This is a genomic window from Achromobacter sp. Bel, from assembly GCF_012928505.1.
GTDB lineage: Bacteria > Pseudomonadota > Gammaproteobacteria > Burkholderiales > Burkholderiaceae_B > Achromobacter.
On sequence record NZ_JABBJN010000018.1, the window covers coordinates 97,551 to 113,917 of the forward strand.

Consider the following 16,367-nt stretch of genomic DNA (forward strand, 5'->3'; position numbering starts at 1 on the left):
GGAATCCTGTTAGTTGCCTTAAGCGGCGAGCTGATCGCGCATGCGGACCAATTGGGCTTGTACGGAAGTATCGAGCACCTGGTCGCCGACAGCCACGCGCACGCCGCCGATCAACGACTTGTCGACGGTGACGTTGGGCTTGAGCTTGAGGCCGAATTTTTGTTCGAGCGCGGCAACCAGTTCTTTGACCTGGTCGTCGCTCAGTTCGAACGCGCTGGTGATTTCCGCCTGCGCCGTGCCCTCGTGACGATTCCGCAGCACCACGAATTGCGTGGCGATGTCGGGCAGCAGCAGCAGTCGGTCGTTTTCAACCAGCAGCTCGATGAAATTACGGGCGGCCTGCGGCAGTTCGGCCTTGATCAGGCCGGAAAACAGCTCAACGCGCTGCTTGTCGCCCAGACGCGGATCGGCCATGGCCTCGCGCACGTCGGGGTTGGAGGCGACCTGCGACATTTCGCTGACCAGGTCGGCCCAAGCCGGCAAGCCGGCCTTGTCGTCGCGCGCTGCGCTGAAGAGCGCTTCAGCGTAGGGACGGGCAACAGTGGAAAGTTCAGCCATGACGGTCCCGGATTAAAGCTGCGCGCGAAGCTGGTTCAGCAGCTCGGCGTGGGCGCGGGCGTCAACCTCGCGCTTGAGGATCTGTTCAGCACCCTTGACAGCCAGCGCGGCAACGTCGTCGCGCAGCGAGTCACGAGCGCGCTGGACTTCCTGCGCGGCATCTTGCGCTGCCTGAGCCACGATACGGGCGCGTTCAGCTTCCGCTTCACGGCGGGCTTGCTCGATCAGGGAGGCGGCTTGCTTTTCGGCCTCGATGATGCGGGCGTGGTTTTCGGACTTGGCAGAAGCCTCGATAAGACTGACACGCGCCTGGGCTTGAGCCAAGTCGGCTTTGCCCTTCTCGGCGGCGGCAAGGCCGTCGGCGATTTTTTGGCGGCGCTCGTCCATCGCCTTCGTCAGAGGAGGCCACACGAATTTCATCGTGAACCAGCCCAGAACGAAGAACACGAGCATCTGGAAAATGATCGTCGCGTTCAGATTCACGGTCGTTCCTTTAACACCTTGCGGCTCCGACCGCACCCGGAAAGGGGCGTCACGGAGCACTCGATACTTTGCTGACCGGCGACGGGGCTTGCACCCACATCGCCGCCAGCGTCATGACCCGCCTATTCGCCGGCGGGCGCTGCCTTAGCCGACGAACGGGTTGGCGAAGGCGAACAGCATGGCAATACCCACGCCGATCAGGAATGCCGCGTCGATCAGGCCAGCCAGCAGGAACATCTTCGTTTGCAGAGCGTTCATCAGCTCAGGCTGACGAGCCGAAGCTTCCAGATACTTGCCGCCCATCAGTGCGATGCCGATGCAAGCGCCGATAGCACCCAAACCGATGATGAGACCGCAAGCGAGGGCAACGAAAGCGACGTTGGTCATGACAACTCCTTGGTTAGAAATCTGAAGTCAAAAATTGAAAAATAAGGGGTACAGCTCAATGCAAGATAATCTTGCTATCCCACGCTGGCCGGGAGGCCAGCGCAAGAAATTCGGGGGATCAGTGGCCTTCGTGTGCCTGGCCGAGATACACCAGCGTCAGCATCATGAAGATGAAGGCCTGCAGCAGAACGATCAGGATGTGGAAGATCGCCCAGATGGAGCCGGCCAGGATGTGGCCGATTCCCAAGCCGATGCTGGCGCCGTTGAAGCCGGTCCAGGCGCCGCCCAGGAGGGCGATCAGCATGAAAATCAGTTCGCCGGCGAACATGTTGCCGAACAACCGCATGCCCAGCGACACGGACTTGGCGGCGTATTCGATCAGGTTCAGCAGCAGGTTGAACGGAGCCAGCACGACGGCGCCCAGGCCATGCGCATGGAACGGCGCGGTGAACAGTTCTTTGACGAAGCCGCCCGGGTGCTTGATCTTGATGCCGTAGTAGAACATCAGCAGCAGCACGCCCAGCGACATGCCCATCGGCACGTTCAGGTCGGCGGTCGGCAGAATGCGGTGGTAATAGAGGGGATCGCCGTGTTCCGCACCCAGGCCGGTCAGGCGCCAGATGGAGGGCAGCAGGTCAACCGGCAGCAAGTCCAGCGCGTTCATCAGGATGATCCAGAGGAACACGGTGAGCGCCAGCGGGGCGATGAAAAGACGGCTCTTGGCGTTGTGGACGATGCCCTTGGCCTGGTCGTCGACCATGTCGACGATCATTTCCACAAAAGCCTGGAAGCGGGTCGGCACGCCACTGGTGGCGCGGCGAGCAGCGCGCCACAGGAAGAAAATCACGATCAGACCCATCAGGCCGGACCAGAACAACGAGTCGTAATTGATGATGTCGAACTGAGCAATTGCGCTCTGTTTCTCACCGGTATTGTTCAGGTGCACCAAGTGATGCTGAATATACGCGGACTGAGGCGACACGTCGCTGGCAGCAGCCATTTGAATCCTACCCTATTTGCTGTATGCCCGAACCCTTGCGAGCCGGACGATTCCACGATCACGTTTGCCGCTACTTACTACTCGGCGCTAAGACAACTTGCGGAACATCAAGAGCAGGAGGTAGCCCTTCAATGTGAGTATCAGACCGAGCAATGCGGCAGGCCACACCAGGGTGTCCTGCGCCACACGCGAAAGCCCCCACAACAGCAATGCCGTTGCGAACAACTTGATCAACTCACCAGAGAGAAAGGTAAAGGGACTGGCTTTACCGGCCCGAACGCTGACAACCAGGCGCAATGCGAACAACGCATTGGGTATGAAATACGCTCCCGCCCCCGCCAGCGCCGACCAACCAGCCGCCGCCCCTCCGACAACCCCCGCAATTACTGCCGCTGCGAGCCCCATGGCGCCTTGCGCCGCCAATGCCAACAGGAGCCCGCGGCTAGCTTGAGCATTCAGCGCCGCGCGATCCGCGTCGCTAAGAACCAGAACTCTATCCATCTCGTCCTGGTCCAACAAACCCTGTTGCACATGTTGCATCGAGTTCTGCTGCATCAAACTTCCCCGCTGTACTTCTTGCCCCTATCAGAACCGGCGTGCCCGCACTTGAAACCTGATCCTTTGGCCCTACATAGGTCAAAGGCACCGCTTTCAGTACGCGCTAGTGCCTGGATTCAGCCTGCCCGGGTTCGCTTTTCAGCATTCGCTTTCCAGCTTTTGCTTTTTCAGCATGCGCTTATCTAGCGCCCTCTACCGTGCATTCCGCGTCCATCCACTGCTTACCAGCCGCCACGTGTTCTTATCCCGCAAGCGTCAAACCCGCAGAGTATAGCGTGATTCTTTTTGCCCAAGCAAATGAACTTTCGGCGGTTTGTAAGGTGCAAACAACGGCCTGAGCGTACTAGGCACGCACCAAAAATAGGGACGCGAACGCGCTGCGGAGGCCGGCTGCGCAAGCCTTGCGCAACGGGCCGCCCCCAACCAAATAAAACAGCCCCGACATCGGGGCTGCTTTGTTCCGGCAGGCGGTTTCAACCGCTTGCGTTGGCTTAGTCTTCCTTGACCGGCGGCGGCGCCCACAAACCGTCCAGCGCCGTGTCTTGCGGCCAGTACAGGCGCAGGCTCAGCAGGAACGGGCCATCGGCGGCCGGCGTGCTGACCCAGTTCGAACGCTTCTTCTCGCCCGGGTCGCGGCGCTGGATATAGATGTCCAGCGATCCGTCCGCGTTGTACTTCAGCGCGTCGGTGCTGCGCAGCGCGTAGCGGTTGGCGGGGTTGTCGGCAAAGCCGTGCTTGTCGTTATAGACATGCAGCGACCAGAACGCGTTGACCGGCGGCAGCTGGCCCTTGTCGAAGTGCAGCACATAGTCTTCGTTGGAATCCAGCGGGCGGCCCTTCGAATCGGCCACGGTCACCGGGTACAGCACGTCTTCCGGCGTCGGTGCGCCCAGGCCCGCGTAGGCAATGGCCGCGCGGCGCGCGTAGTCCGTGCCGTATGTGCCGATGCCCGACAGGACCGTGTTCCAGTTGTTGATCGGCGTGCCCAGGCGCGATACGCCATCGGCGATGCGGCGGCCCGCCAGCGGCTGGGCGTCGGCCAAGGCCTGCTGCACGGCCGGGCTCAAGCGGCCATAGGAGAACGGCTGGCGGCCATCCAGGCCGATGCGACGCATGCGGTCCAGGATCGGCGAATCGTTGGCATGCGGCGGATTGTTGCGCAACACGTCGAAGAACAGCGTAAAGAACGAGGCCGCGTCCATGCTGGCCGCCTGCTCGGCCGGCGTGCCGTCGGGCAGGTTCACCGGCATCGGCAACGGCAGGCCGCTGCCGATCGGGGCGGAGCCCACGCCCGATCCGGTCTGCGGATACGCGTTGCCGCTGTAGCGACCGCCGCGCACCGGCGTGGAGGCCGTCTGCGCGACCAGCGGCGCAGCGGTCATGCCGGCCTGGAGCTGGTTCACCGCGGCGTAGTCCTGCGGACCGCCGGTCTGCGTCCAGCCGATCAGCCAGCCGGTCGAGGTCGGGCTGCGGATCACATCAATGCCGGCGGGCACGCTGCCCTGCCAGTTGGGGCCGACGATGGCAAAGGATTGCGGGCCGGGGCCGTTGGTGCGGGTGCCGCGCGAGGCGAACACATCGCTCCACATATCCAGCGCAGACAGCACCGAATAGCGTCCGCCCGTGTCGGGCAGGTTCACGATCAGCGGCGCCTGCGACACGTCGAACCACAGGCTGGAGTACAGCGCGTCGGCGCTGGGCCACGGCGTATCGGCGGCGCGCGGGTCGGGGAACGCCGTCTTGTGGCCGAACTGGTTCACCGGGGCGCGGCCGTCCAACGGGCTTTGCACGGCAGTGGCCTTGCGGCGCGCCAGTTCCATCAGCACCATGGGATAGGCGTAGACATAGGCGTCGATGGCCGTGTCGCGCAGTTCCTGCTCGCTCATCTGCGGCGCGGCAGTCGAGGCGGGATAAGGCGTTTCGGACACCAGGCGCAGCGTGGACTGCGGCGATTGAGCCTGAGTGGCGGTCATGAAGCAGGCGCTCAGCGCTCCCGCAAGGACCGCGGCGGACCACCGGCGATTGGCGATAAAAGTACGCATGCAAGGCTCCTTCTTGATTTTGTTTGCAAGCGAGCCGCCGCGCGGGACTTGCCAGGTTGGGCAAGCCGCTCTGGCGCGGCACCTCTTGATGACGCCTAATCAGGATAGGGAAGAAGTCTGCAACAAGGTGCTGCCCAGACGTTTCAAGGCGCAACGGGAAAACCCGTATTCGGCGCCCATGAAAAACGCGCCCTGCCGGGCGCGTCGGGTGGATCAGCACTTGCACACGCCGCTTGCGCGGACGTAACAAGGCTTAACGGTGTTTAAAGTCCGGTTTGCGCTTTTCGGTGAAGGCCGCCATGCCTTCTTTCTGGTCTTCGGTGGCGAACAGCGAATGGAAGACGCGGCGTTCGAACAGCAAGCCTTCGTTCAGCGAGCTTTCGAACGCGCGGTTCACGCATTCCTTGGCCATCATCACGGACGGCAGCGACATCGACGCGATGACAGTGGCGGCATCCAGCGCCTCTTCCATCAGCTTGTCGGCGGCGACCACGCGCGACACCAGGCCGGCGCGTTCCGCTTCTTCGGCACCCATCATGCGGGCGGTCAGCGCCAGGTCCATGGCCTTGGCCTTGCCCACCGCGCGCGGCAGGCGCTGCGTGCCGCCAGCGCCCGGGATCACGCCCAGCTTGATTTCCGGCTGGCCGAACTTGGCGGTGTCGGCGGCGATGATGATGTCGCACATCATGGCCAGTTCGCAGCCGCCGCCCAGGGCGTAGCCGGCGACCGCGGCGATCACGGGCTTCCTGATGCGCTTCAAGGTTTCCCAGTTGCGGGAGATGTAATCGCTGCCGTACACGTCCATGTACGACCAGTCTTTCATCGCGCCGATGTCAGCGCCTGCAGCAAAGGCCTTTTCGCTGCCGGTGATGACCACGCAGCCGATGTCGGCGTTCGCCTCGAACGCCAGCAGCGCTGCGCCGAGCTCGTCCATCAGTTGATCGTTCAGGGCATTGAGCGCCTTGGGGCGGTTCAACGTCAGCAGGCCGACGCGGCCCCGGGTTTCGACCAGTACAAACGACTCGCTCATTGAATGTCTCCAGTAATAAGATAGAAGCATGAAAAAACCAGATGCCGCTTTTCCGATACTTTACCGCCTTGCGCCGTTCGATCCGGCAGGACACCGCTACCGGATAACCCTAACCGTCGACGCGCCCTCTCCGGAAGGCCAGCGCCTGTCGCTGCCGGCGTGGATTCCGGGCAGCTACCTGATCCGTGACTTTTCGCGCCAGATCGAATCCCTGTCGGCGCATGCCGGCACGCGGCGCGTGAATGTCGACAAAATCGACAACCACACCTGGCAGGCCGCGCCCTGCGACGGGCCGCTTCGGATTGAGTACGAGGTCTACGCCTGGGACCTGTCGGTGCGCGGCGCGCATCTGGACGAAAGCCACGGTTTCTTCAATGGCACCAGCGTGTTCCTGCGCGTGCATGGCCAGGACCACCTGCCCTGCCTCCTGGACCTGGCGCCGCCGCGCGGGCTGGACGGCTGGAAGGTCTACACCAGCCTGCCGGAAGCCCGCGGCCACCGAGGCGCCGCCCGCCGCCACGGGTTCGGCCTGTACCTGGCGCCCGACTACGACGCGCTGATCGATCACCCCGTGGAAATGGGCACGCCGCATGTGGCGACCTTCACCGCCCACGGCGCGGAACACGAACTGGTGTTCACGGGCGTGACGCCGAACCTGGACCTGGCCCGCATCACGGGCGACGTGAAGAAGATCTGTGAAACGCAGATCGAATTCTTCGAACCCCGCACCAAGCGCGCGCCCTTCCTGGACAGCACCGACCGCTACGTCTTCATGACCATGGTGACCGGCGACGGCTACGGCGGCCTGGAGCATCGCGCCAGCACCGCGCTGATGACCGCGCGCAAGGACCTGCCAGTGGTGGGCCAGCAAGGCCAGGGGGAAGGCTACCGCGGCTTTCTGGGCCTGGTCAGCCACGAGTACTTCCATACCTGGAACGTCAAGCGCATCAAGCCGCAGGCCTTCGCCCCGTACCACCTTGACCAGCCCGACCTGACGCGCCTGCTGTGGGTGTTCGAAGGCTTCACCTCCTATTACGATGACCTGCTGCTATTGCGCTCGGGCGCGATCACGCAGTCCGACTACCTGCGCCTGCTGGCCAAGACCATCACCAGTGTGGCCCGCACGCCGGGCCGCGCGAAGCAATCGGTGGCGGAAAGCTCGTTCGACGCGTGGACGCGCTATTACAAGCAGGACGAGAACTCACCCAACGCGCTGGTCAGCTACTACACCAAGGGTGCGCTGGTGGCGCTGGGCCTGGACTTGCTGATCCGCCGCGACAGCGCCGGCCGCCACTCGCTGGACGACGTGATGCGCCTGCTGTGGGAGCGCTATGGGCGCGACTTCTATCAAGGCCATCCGCAGGGCCTGCCCGAAGACGCCTTGCCCAAGCTGATCCAGGAGGCCACCGGCGTGGACACCCGCCGCTTCATCGCGCGCCATGCCTACGGCACGGCCGATGTGCCGCTGGCCGAACTGCTGGCCGCCGAAGGCATCACGATGCAATGGAAGACGGCGGCCAACATCCCGTCGCTGGACGTGCGCACGCGCAAGCAAGGCGACTCGCTGCTGCTTGCCACCGTGCTGGAGGGCGGCGCGGGGCACCACGCCGGTCTGTCGGCGGGCGATGTGCTGGTGGCGGTGGATGGCCTGCGGGTGGATGCGCCCGCCGGCCTGGACCTGCTGCTGGCGCAGTACCGACCCGGCGACCGCGTGACGGTGCATGTGTTCCGCCGCGACGAACTGCGCGCCTTCCGCGCGAAACTGCGCGCCCCCGAAGCGCTGGATTGCGTGCTGACGATGTAGCGCGGCGCCGCCGGCGGCTTGGGACAGGGGCCGGCCGGCCCCTGTTCAATTCACCTTGGCCCCCGAGGCATCCACCGCTTTTTTCCAGGCGCCCAGTTCGCGGTCGATATGGCTGGCGAACTCAGCCGGCGTCGAACCCACGGTTTCATAGCCATAGCCCGCCAGTTGCTGCTTCAACGCCGGCAGCGCCACGGCGTCGGCGATAGCGCGGCTTAACGCGTTGACGACGTCGGGCGGCGTGCCCGCCGGCGCCAGCACCCCGTACCAGCCGTTCACCACGAAGCCCGGCACGCTTTCCGCTACCGTCGGCACCTCGGGCAGCAAGGGCGAGCGGCGCTCGCCCGTCACCGCGATCGCCTTCAGCTTGCCCGCCTGCACCTGCGGCAACGACGTGGAGATGCTGTCGAACATCAGCGACACCTCGCCGCCCAGCAGGGCGACGACCGCCGGGCCGCTGCCTTTGTACGGCACGTGCATCATGTCCACGCCTGTCTGGCGCTTGAACATCTCGGCAGCCAGGTGGCTGGTATTGCCATTGCCCGCCGAGGCGAAACTGAGCTTGCCGGGATGGCTCTTGCCGTAGGCGATCAGTTCCGAAATGGTGTTGGCCGGCGTGGACAAGGGAGCGGCCACCAGCATGGGCAACGTCGCCACCAGCGAGACCGGCGCGAAGTCGCGGCGGGTGTCGTAGGGCAACGACGGGTACAGGCTGGGATTGATGGCGTGCGCGGCCAACACCATCAGCAAGGTATAACCGTCGGGTTTGGCGCGGGCCAGTTGCGCGGACGCGATGGCGCCCCCCGCGCCCGGCTTGTATTCCAGCACCACGGGCTGGCCCCACTTTTTCTGCAGTTCCGCGCCCAGTGGCCGGGCCAGCATGTCTGCGCTGCCGCCCGGCGGATACGGGATCAGCAACGTGACCGGCTTGTCCGGGTATACGGGCGCGGCCGCTACGGCGCCCGGGGACAGGACGCCGAGCGACGCGGCGATCAGAAGGGAACGGATCATCAGGGGTCTCCTTGGCCCGAAGGCGGGCGTCAACCTGTCAGGCGTAGCGCGGGGCGCCCGCCGGGTCCAGCACGATGACGCGCGGCGTCTTCGGGAAGTGCAGCGGCGCATCGGTCACGGAACGCAGGAAGGCCGCGCTGACGCCCGCCTTCATGGCGTGGACGTTCAGGCCGCCGGGCGTCACGTCGATCACCGCCAGGTCGGTGTAGATGCGCGTCACCACGCCCTTGCCGGTCAGCGGATAGGTGCATTGCCGAAGCACCTTGGGCGCGCCGTCGCGGCCGCGGTGCTCCATCGTGACCAGCACCTGTTTGGCGCCCACGGCCAGATCCATCGCGCCGCCCACGGCGGGAATGGCGTCGGCGGCGTCGGTCTTCCAGTTGGCCAGGTCGCCGGATTCGGACACCTGGAAGGCACCCAGCACGGCGTAGTCGAGATGGCCGCCGCGCATCATCGCGAACGAGACGGTGTGTTCGGTGATGGACGCGCCGTCCAGCAGCGTGATCGGCTGGCGGCTGGCGTTGATCAGATCCGGGTCCACGTTGTCGCCGCTGGCGGCGGGACCCATGCCCAGAATGCCGTTTTCGCTATGCAGCAGGATGTCCTTGTCGGTCGGCAGGTAGTCGCCCACCAGCGTCGGCATGCCGATGCCCAGGTTGACGATGGAGCCATCGGGGATGTCGCTGGCCAGCAGCTCTGCGATCTGCTGGCGGGTCAAGCCGGTGATGTCTTGCATGTCAGGCCTCCACCCGCACCACGGATTTCACGAAAATGCCTTGCGTCATGACCTGCTCGGGCACGAACGTACCCAGCGGCACGACCTCGTCGACCTGCGCGATGGCGTGGCCGGCGGCCATGCACATCACCGGGTTGAAGTTGCGCGCCGCGTGCCGGTACATCAGGTTGCCCCAGCGGTCGCCCAGATGAGCGCGGATCAGCGCGTAATCGCCGCGCAGGGGATGCTCCAGCACATAGCCCACGCCGTCGATCACTTCCTGGCGCCGGCCCGCGGCCAGCTCGGTGCCGTAGCCGGTGGGCGTGTAGAACGGCCCCAGCCCCGCGCCCGCGGCGCGCAGCCGTTCGGCGAGCGTGCCCTGCGGCACGCATTCCAGCTCCACCTCGCCAGCGCGGAACGCGCGCGCAAACGCATCGGAATTGGGCGGACGCGGATGCGAGCAGATGATCTTGCGGACCTGCTTGCGGATCAACAGTGCGGCGATGCCGCGCTCGAACGTGCCGGCGTTGTTCGAGATGATGGTCAGGTCGCGCCGGCCCGATTCCGCCAGGCGCTGCAGCAGTTCGTAAGGCACGCCCGCTTCGCCGAAGCCGCCCACCAGCACGGAGGCGCCGTCGGGAATCACCGCCACGGCCTCGGCCATGGATGCTTGGATCTTGTCGATCACGTCTATTGCTCCTGCGCCAGTCCGGCCGTGTCCACGATCTGTTTCCAGCGAGCGCGCTCCTTGCCGATGAACGCTGCGAATTCGGCGGGGGTGTTGCCGCCCGCCTGCCCGCCCATGGCCTTGAAGCGGTCGCTGATTTCGGGGCTCTGCACGACGTCGCGCGTGGCGGCGTAGAGCTTGCCGACGACGTCTTCCGGCGTGCCGGCAGGCGCGACCAGCCCGAACCAGGCGGTCACCACCATGTCCTTCACGCCGGCCTCGGCCATGGTCGGCACGTCCGGCAGCTCGGCCAGCCGGCGATCGCTGGTGACGGCCAGCGCGCGCAGCTTGCCGGACTGGATGAACGGCATCGAGCTGGGCAGGTTGTCGATCATGAACGTGAACTGCTGGCCCAGCAGCGCGGCCACCGCGGGGCCCGCGCCCTTGTAGGGCACATGCGTGCCAGGGATGCCGGCGCGCTGCTTGAAGAGTTCGGCAGACAGGTGCGGCGACTGCCCCGCGCCGGAACTGCCGAACGACACCTTGGCCGGGTCCTTCCTGGCCAAGGCCAGCAGGTCGGCGACCGTTCGAGCGGGCGAGGCTTCGTTCACGACCAGCACGTTGGGCACGGAAATCACCAGCGTCACGGGCGCGAAGTCGGCGGGCGTGTAGGGCAGCGTCTTGTACAGCGCGTAGTTAATCGCGTTGGGGCCGATGTTGCCCATCAGCAAGGTGTAGCCATCGGGCTTGGCGCGCGCCATCGTCTGGGCGCCGATGATGCCGGCGGCGCCCGCGCGGTTTTCCACGATGACCTGCTGCCCCAGCCGGGTGCCCAGCTTGTCGGCGATCAGGCGCGCGGCGATGTCGGTAGTGCCGCCGGGCGCGGCCGGAACGATGAGGGTGATCGGCCGTTCAGGCCAGGCGGCATGGGCCTGGCTTGCCAGGGCGAATGCCACCGCGCCGGCAGCCAGCCAGCGATGCGCGTGCAACATGCTTGTCTCCCGACGTGATCATTGATTGATCAACTTGTGGAGACAGAGTGTGGGCGCGGCGGGGGCAAATGCCTATTCTGCAATCTGGAGGGCGGCCTTCGCCTGAGGTGAACGCCGCCCCACCTGCGCGCTACGGCTGGCGGCGGATGACGCTATTGGCGTACATCGGGCCTTGCACCAGATGGCCGGTCATGACGTTGGTCTGATAACGCTGCATGACGCCACCCAGCGTCGTGGGGTCCAACAGCGCGCGCATCGTCGCGAAACCCGCCGAGTCCACGCGCGCCGGGGCACCGCCTTTGGGATAAAGGGCGCGCTTGCTGTCTTCCATCGGCGCTTGCAGCACGCCGCCGCTGGCAGTCAGGTCCAGCACCAGCTTGCCGTCGCGCACCCGCGCCGACCCGGAGGCGCCCAGCTCGGCGTCGTCCAGCAGCAGGCTGCCGGTCAGCGCGTAGTCGCCCGTGGGCAGCGGCTGCACATAGAGACGCAGGGTGTAGGGCGGTTCTCCCTGACCGTCGTCGATCGTCCAGCGGTACTCGCCGGCAGACAAGATGGGGGACGCCGCGGCCGCCTGCGGGGTGGGCGCAGCCGGTGCGGCTTGCGCCGGCAAGCCCGCGCACAACGCAACGCCGAAGGCAGCGGCGCGCAGCGCCTGTTGCAAGGAAATCTTCATCGCTTTTCTCCTGAGGGTTCGATCAATACTTGACGCGCAGGTTCAGCATGACGCTGCGCGGTTCGCCGTAGGCGTTGCCCATGTCGGCGTTGCCCAGCCGCTGGTAATAGACCTTGTCGAACAGGTTGTTCACATTCAGTCCCAGCGACACGTGGTCGCTCACGCGGTAGCCGATCCGCGCGTTCCAGATGGCGTAGCCGCCCTGTGACACGCGCACCGAACTGCCCGAGACGGGGCCCTGCACCGCGCTTTCGGTATAGACGCCGCTCTTCACGTTGACGCCACCGCCGACGCTCCAGCGGTTCCATTGGCTGGGCAGCTGATAGGTCGTCCAGAGCTGGAAGAGGTGCTTGGGCGTGAAGGTGCGGAACGGCGCGCCGCCGTTCTCCGCATCCTTCAGATAGCGCGTGGTGTTGAAGGTGTAGCCGCCCGCCACTTCCCAGCCCGGCGCCAGCCGGCCGGATACTTCCGCCTCGAAGCCCTGGCTCCGCACCTGCCCGCTGGCCTGGTAGCAGCAGTCGCCGACTTCCGGATAGTTGGGGTCGCTCTGCGCGCGGTTGCGTTCGGTGATGCGGAACAGCGCGAACGAGGTGTTCAGGCGCCCGTCCAGCCATTCGCTCTTCACGCCGGCTTCGTAGTTCGACCCCACCACGGGCGGCAGCGAACCGCCGTCGGCGGTGCGCAGATCGCTTTGCACGCGGAAGATGTCGGCGTAGCTGGCGTAGGCGCTCCAGTGGTCGTCGATGTCGTAGACCAGACCGGCATACGGCGTCATCCGGCCATGTTCAGTGACGGCCGGGGCCGTCACGTCCGTCATCAGGTTTTCGCTCTGCGTGCGCCACCAGCTCATGCGCGTGCCCAGCACCAGCGTCAGCGGGTCGGCCACTTTCAGGCGGGCCATCGCGTAGACGCCGGACTGACGCGTCTTCACGTCGCTTTGGCTGCCCCATTGCGGATCGCCAGGCTCGGGATAGTCGCGGACGTCGTAGTGGAAGACGTCTACCGGCTGCGGCGGAAACCCCGGCAGCGAATAGGCGTTGTACGAACGCGCGCTGCGGTCGTACCAGTTGCCGCCGAAGACCAGCTCATGGCGCCGGCCAAGCGCCTCGAACGCGCCCGACACCATCAGATCGACACCTAGTTGCCGGTTGCGGTACTGGTTGCCGCCGCCGTACAGGCGCGGGCCGAGCCCGCTTGCGCGGTCTACCGCGCCGCGCACATAGGCGTACTTCAACTTGCTGGTCTCTTCGGCCTGGTTGACGTTGAGCTTGACCGTCCAGTCCGACGAAAAGCGGTGCGCCAGCTCCGCGAAGATTTGCGTGTTCTCGAAATCCCACCGATTCCAGTCGGCGCCCAGGTAGGTGCCACGCGTCAACCCGAGATCGCCGCCGTCCTTGTAGCGCGGCATCTGCATCATGAACGGCAGCCAATCGCGCTGCTGATAGCTGCCGCCCAACGTCAGCAGCGTGTCCGGCGTCAGGTCGGCTTCCAGGATGCCGTAGTAGGCCTGCTTCTGCGAGTTGGCGACGTCGTAGAAATATTTGCGGTCTTCATAGGCGGCGGCCACGCGGCCGCGCACCGACCCCGAGGCGTTCAGCGGCGAAGACAAGTCCGCTTCGCCGCGGTAGTTGTCCCAGGAGCCGGCGCTGGTCGAGCCCGAGAACTGGAATTCTCGCGTGGGGCGCTTGCGGACCAGGTTGATCACACCGCCCGGCTGGCCGGCGCCGTTGAACAGGCCGGCGGCGCCCCGCAACAGCTCCACGTGATCGAACATGAACAGGTCGGGCTGCGCCCAGGAGGCGCCGCCCGTCTGCATGGGCACGCCGTCGTACTGGAAGTATTCGATCTGGAAGCCGCGCGAATAGAACTGCGGAATGGCCGCGGTGGCCGCCAGGTCGGTGGTGATGCCGGGGGTCTGCGCCATGGCGTCTTCCAGCGACGTCATGTTCTGGTCTTCGATGCGTTGGCGCGTGATGACGGACACCGATTGCGGGATCTCGCGCAGCGACAGCGGCAGTTTGCCGCCGATGGTGACGCTGGGCGCGGTGTAGGACGCGCTGCCTTCGGTCACGCCAGCTTCCTCGCCCCGCACCGTCACCGGCGCCAGCGTGGTGGTCTCCGGCACCGTCTGCGCCCAGGCCGCTCCCGCGGCCAGACCGAACATCATGGCGCCGCGTCCCAGCCAGACCGCGCGCCCCGCGCGCGCCCCGCCCTGCCGGGCCGGCCGGCCCCCACCTGTCTTGATACCCACAATTCCCTCCGACGATCCGTCTTCAAATAAGACTGATAATCATCTTCAACGGAGGAATTGCGGGCAATCGAAAAGGCTTTCGATTTTGGGACTAAGGCTTTCGAATTTCTGCGGACGCCGCGTGCAAAGCCAGCCACAGCCGGTTCGCGACGGGGCCTTGCGGACGGTCGCTGCGCCGGGCGGCCACAAGGTCCTCGATGCTGCCGGGCAGATGGCGGCTGGCGATGGACACCAGCCGGCCGTCGCGCAATTCGTCTTCGATCAGGAAACGCGGCAGATGGCCCCAGCCCATGCCTTGCAGAATGACGTCCTTCTTCATGAGCTGGTCAGGCACCGTGCATTGCGGGGCGCCATCGACCATGAAGTAATCGCGCGGCGGCGTATGGCGGGCCGTGTCGCGCATCACGCATTGCGTGGCCTCGCGCAATTGCGAGAAGCTGATGCCGCGGCCGCGCCGGGCGGGCAGGAACCCCGGCGCCGCCACCGGAACGAACGGCACCTTGGCCAGGTCCAGCCATTCGATGCGCGGATCCTGCCTGTCCACGCGATGCAGGATCAGGTCCGCATCGCCATCGAGCAGGCGTTCGGCCGGGCCGCCCACGGCCTCGAAGTGCAGATGCAGGCGCGTGCCGGGGCACTGCGCGGAAAAGCGGCTCAACACAGCCAGCATCCACGGCCGCGGGCAGAAGTCGCCGATCACCACATGGAGGTCGCTTTCCTCGCCCATCGCCAATTGCGCGGCGTGTGTGCGCAAGCCTTCCAGTTCGCGCAGCAGGCCTTGCGCACGGCGGTGGAAGGACTGCCCCGCCGGCGTCAGCCGCACGCGATAGCCGCTGCGGTCCAGCAAGGCCAGATCCAGTTGGCGCTCCAGCTTGGCCACGGCCGCGAACACCGCGGGGTGCGAACGATGCAGCGCGGCGGCGGCGGCCTGGAAGCCGCCCGCCCGCGCCACGGCGTCGAAGCACTGCAGGTCGTGCAGGGTGAAGTCGCTCATGCGTGCCTCTGATGTCTGTTTTTCTGACAATGATGGTCAGAACTTTGTAGTTTCTTCCGGATGGGCGCGCAACTACGATTTGCCTCATCTTCACCCGACCAGGCAGACCCGCCATGCAAGACCTCTCCTTCTTTACCACCGGCGACGGCGTGCGCATCGCCTACCGCATCGACGGCGACGCCCGCCTGCCGGTGCTGGTGCTGTCCAACTCCATCGGCACCACGCTGCACATGTGGGACGGCCAGATCCCCGCCCTGTCGCGCCACTTCCGCGTGCTGCGCTACGACACCCGCGGCCACGGCGCATCCGGCGTGCCGGCAGGCGCCTATTCGATGGACCGGCTGGGCCGCGACGTCCTTGAACTGCTGGACAGCCTGGACATCCCGCGCGCCCACTTCCTGGGTCTATCGCTGGGCGGCTTCATCGGGCAATGGCTGGGCGTGCATGCGCCGGATCGCATCGACAGGCTGATTCTGGCCAACACGTCCGCCTACCTGGGGCCCGCGCCGCAATGGGACGCGCGCATCGCCGCGACGCTGCAGGCGCCCGACATGACGGACACCGCCGCCATGTTCCTGGGCAACTGGTTCCCCGCCCGCCTGCTGCAAGCCGGCGGCCCCATCATCGACGCGTTCCGCGCCGGGCTGATGGCCACCGACAAGCATGGCCTGGCCGGCGCGTTCGCGGCCGTGCGCGACGCGGACTTGCGGCGCACCATCGCGCTGATCACGGCGCCGACCCTGGTCATCTCAGGGCGCGACGACACCGTGACGGCGGCCAGCCACGGCGCCGCCATCGCGGCCACGGTACCGGGCGCGCAGTCGCTGGAATTGCCGGTGGTGCACCTGTCGAACATCGAACAGCCCGAGGCGTTCATGGACGCGGTGCTGGGGTTCCTGCTGCCGCGCTGAAGCGGCCCCGCCCGGCATCAGCGCAAGGCGCTGGGACTGGCGTTGAAGCGGCGGCGGAACGCCACCGAGAAATGCGCGGGCGCGTAGCCCACGTACCAGGCGGCTTCCGACACGCTCATGCCGCCATTCAGGATCAGGTCGCGGCCGCGCAACAACCGCGCCTCTTGCACGCAGCGCGCCATGCTCAGGCCGAACGCACGCTTGAACGCCTGTTCCAGCTTGCGCGTGTGCAAGCCGAATTCACGCGCCAGTTCGGCGGCCGCCGGCGGCTGGCGCAGGTCGGAGATCGGAAGA

At 65.9% G+C, this 16,367-nt stretch carries 17 protein-coding genes; 2 read left to right on the plus strand and 15 right to left on the minus strand.

The genetic code is table 11. From position 1 onward, the window contains the following. Positions 1-18 precede the first annotated feature (18 nt). The 7 genes from HG262_RS13605 to HG262_RS13635 form a co-directional block, all read right to left on the minus strand. On the minus strand, positions 19-558 hold the full coding sequence (locus HG262_RS13605) for a F0F1 ATP synthase subunit delta (RefSeq protein WP_006227274.1): 540 nt from the start codon (positions 556-558) through the stop codon (positions 19-21). A gap of 12 nt (positions 559-570) precedes the next feature. Next, on the minus strand, positions 571-1,041 hold the full coding sequence (locus HG262_RS13610; RefSeq protein WP_006227275.1) for a F0F1 ATP synthase subunit B: 471 nt from the start codon (positions 1,039-1,041) through the stop codon (positions 571-573). A gap of 144 nt (positions 1,042-1,185) precedes the next feature. Next, a complete protein-coding gene (gene atpE / locus HG262_RS13615) occupies positions 1,186-1,428 on the minus strand; it encodes a F0F1 ATP synthase subunit C (RefSeq protein WP_003815363.1) in 243 nt (80 codons plus the stop codon). Between the two features lie 118 nt (positions 1,429-1,546). Beyond that, the gene (gene atpB / locus HG262_RS13620) at positions 1,547-2,428 is read right to left on the minus strand and encodes a F0F1 ATP synthase subunit A (protein WP_006227276.1); all 882 of its coding nucleotides are present in this window, start codon (positions 2,426-2,428) and stop codon (positions 1,547-1,549) included. A gap of 87 nt (positions 2,429-2,515) precedes the next feature. Beyond that, positions 2,516-2,929 (minus strand): ATP synthase subunit I, encoded by a 414-nt coding sequence (locus HG262_RS13625; RefSeq protein WP_169271547.1) that lies wholly within the window; start codon positions 2,927-2,929, stop codon positions 2,516-2,518. A 548-nt stretch (positions 2,930-3,477) separates the two neighbouring features. After that, complete coding sequence (locus HG262_RS13630) at positions 3,478-5,028, minus strand: DUF1254 domain-containing protein (RefSeq protein ID WP_169271527.1); 1,551 nt, start codon at positions 5,026-5,028, stop codon at positions 3,478-3,480. Positions 5,029-5,281: 253 nt separating this feature from the next. Further along, positions 5,282-6,058, minus strand: coding sequence for an enoyl-CoA hydratase (locus tag HG262_RS13635; RefSeq protein ID WP_169271528.1), 777 nt, complete (start codon positions 6,056-6,058; stop codon positions 5,282-5,284). Between the two features lie 28 nt (positions 6,059-6,086). On the opposite strand from HG262_RS13635, the gene HG262_RS13640 reads away from it, so the two are divergent. Beyond that, on the plus strand, positions 6,087-7,862 hold the full coding sequence (locus HG262_RS13640) for a PDZ domain-containing protein (RefSeq protein ID WP_169271529.1): 1,776 nt from the start codon (positions 6,087-6,089) through the stop codon (positions 7,860-7,862). A gap of 45 nt (positions 7,863-7,907) precedes the next feature. Here HG262_RS13640 and HG262_RS13645 read toward each other — a convergent pair whose 3' ends face one another. The 7 genes from HG262_RS13645 to HG262_RS13675 all read right to left on the minus strand — a co-directional run bounded on the left by HG262_RS13645 (position 7,908) and on the right by HG262_RS13675 (position 15,162). Beyond that, positions 7,908-8,870, minus strand: coding sequence for a tripartite tricarboxylate transporter substrate binding protein (locus tag HG262_RS13645; RefSeq protein ID WP_169271530.1), 963 nt, complete (start codon positions 8,868-8,870; stop codon positions 7,908-7,910). A gap of 37 nt (positions 8,871-8,907) precedes the next feature. Continuing rightward, on the minus strand, positions 8,908-9,606 hold the full coding sequence (locus HG262_RS13650) for a 3-oxoacid CoA-transferase subunit B (protein WP_169271531.1): 699 nt from the start codon (positions 9,604-9,606) through the stop codon (positions 8,908-8,910). Between the two features lies 1 nt (position 9,607). Further along, positions 9,608-10,273: a 3-oxoacid CoA-transferase subunit A gene (locus HG262_RS13655; protein ID WP_169271532.1), complete on the minus strand. Its 666-nt coding sequence runs from the start codon at positions 10,271-10,273 to the stop codon at positions 9,608-9,610. Positions 10,274-10,275: 2 nt separating this feature from the next. After that, positions 10,276-11,244: a tripartite tricarboxylate transporter substrate binding protein gene (locus HG262_RS13660; RefSeq protein ID WP_169271533.1), complete on the minus strand. Its 969-nt coding sequence runs from the start codon at positions 11,242-11,244 to the stop codon at positions 10,276-10,278. 130 nt (positions 11,245-11,374) lie between these two features. Next, entirely contained in the window at positions 11,375-11,917 is a 543-nt protein-coding gene (locus tag HG262_RS13665; protein WP_169271534.1) for a hypothetical protein, read from the minus strand. 22 nt (positions 11,918-11,939) lie between these two features. After that, positions 11,940-14,168 (minus strand): TonB-dependent siderophore receptor, encoded by a 2,229-nt coding sequence (locus HG262_RS13670; protein ID WP_169271535.1) that lies wholly within the window; start codon positions 14,166-14,168, stop codon positions 11,940-11,942. Between the two features lie 91 nt (positions 14,169-14,259). Beyond that, a complete protein-coding gene (locus HG262_RS13675) occupies positions 14,260-15,162 on the minus strand; it encodes a LysR family transcriptional regulator (RefSeq protein ID WP_169271536.1) in 903 nt (300 codons plus the stop codon). A 113-nt stretch (positions 15,163-15,275) separates the two neighbouring features. Here HG262_RS13675 and HG262_RS13680 point away from each other — a divergent pair, with 113 nt between their 5' ends. Beyond that, positions 15,276-16,073: an alpha/beta fold hydrolase gene (locus tag HG262_RS13680; protein ID WP_169271537.1), complete on the plus strand. Its 798-nt coding sequence runs from the start codon at positions 15,276-15,278 to the stop codon at positions 16,071-16,073. 17 nt (positions 16,074-16,090) lie between these two features. Here the strand turns inward: HG262_RS13680 and HG262_RS13685 are convergent. Then, positions 16,091-16,367: AraC family transcriptional regulator (locus HG262_RS13685; RefSeq protein ID WP_169271538.1), on the minus strand; the 277-nt coding region annotated here is incomplete at its 5' end.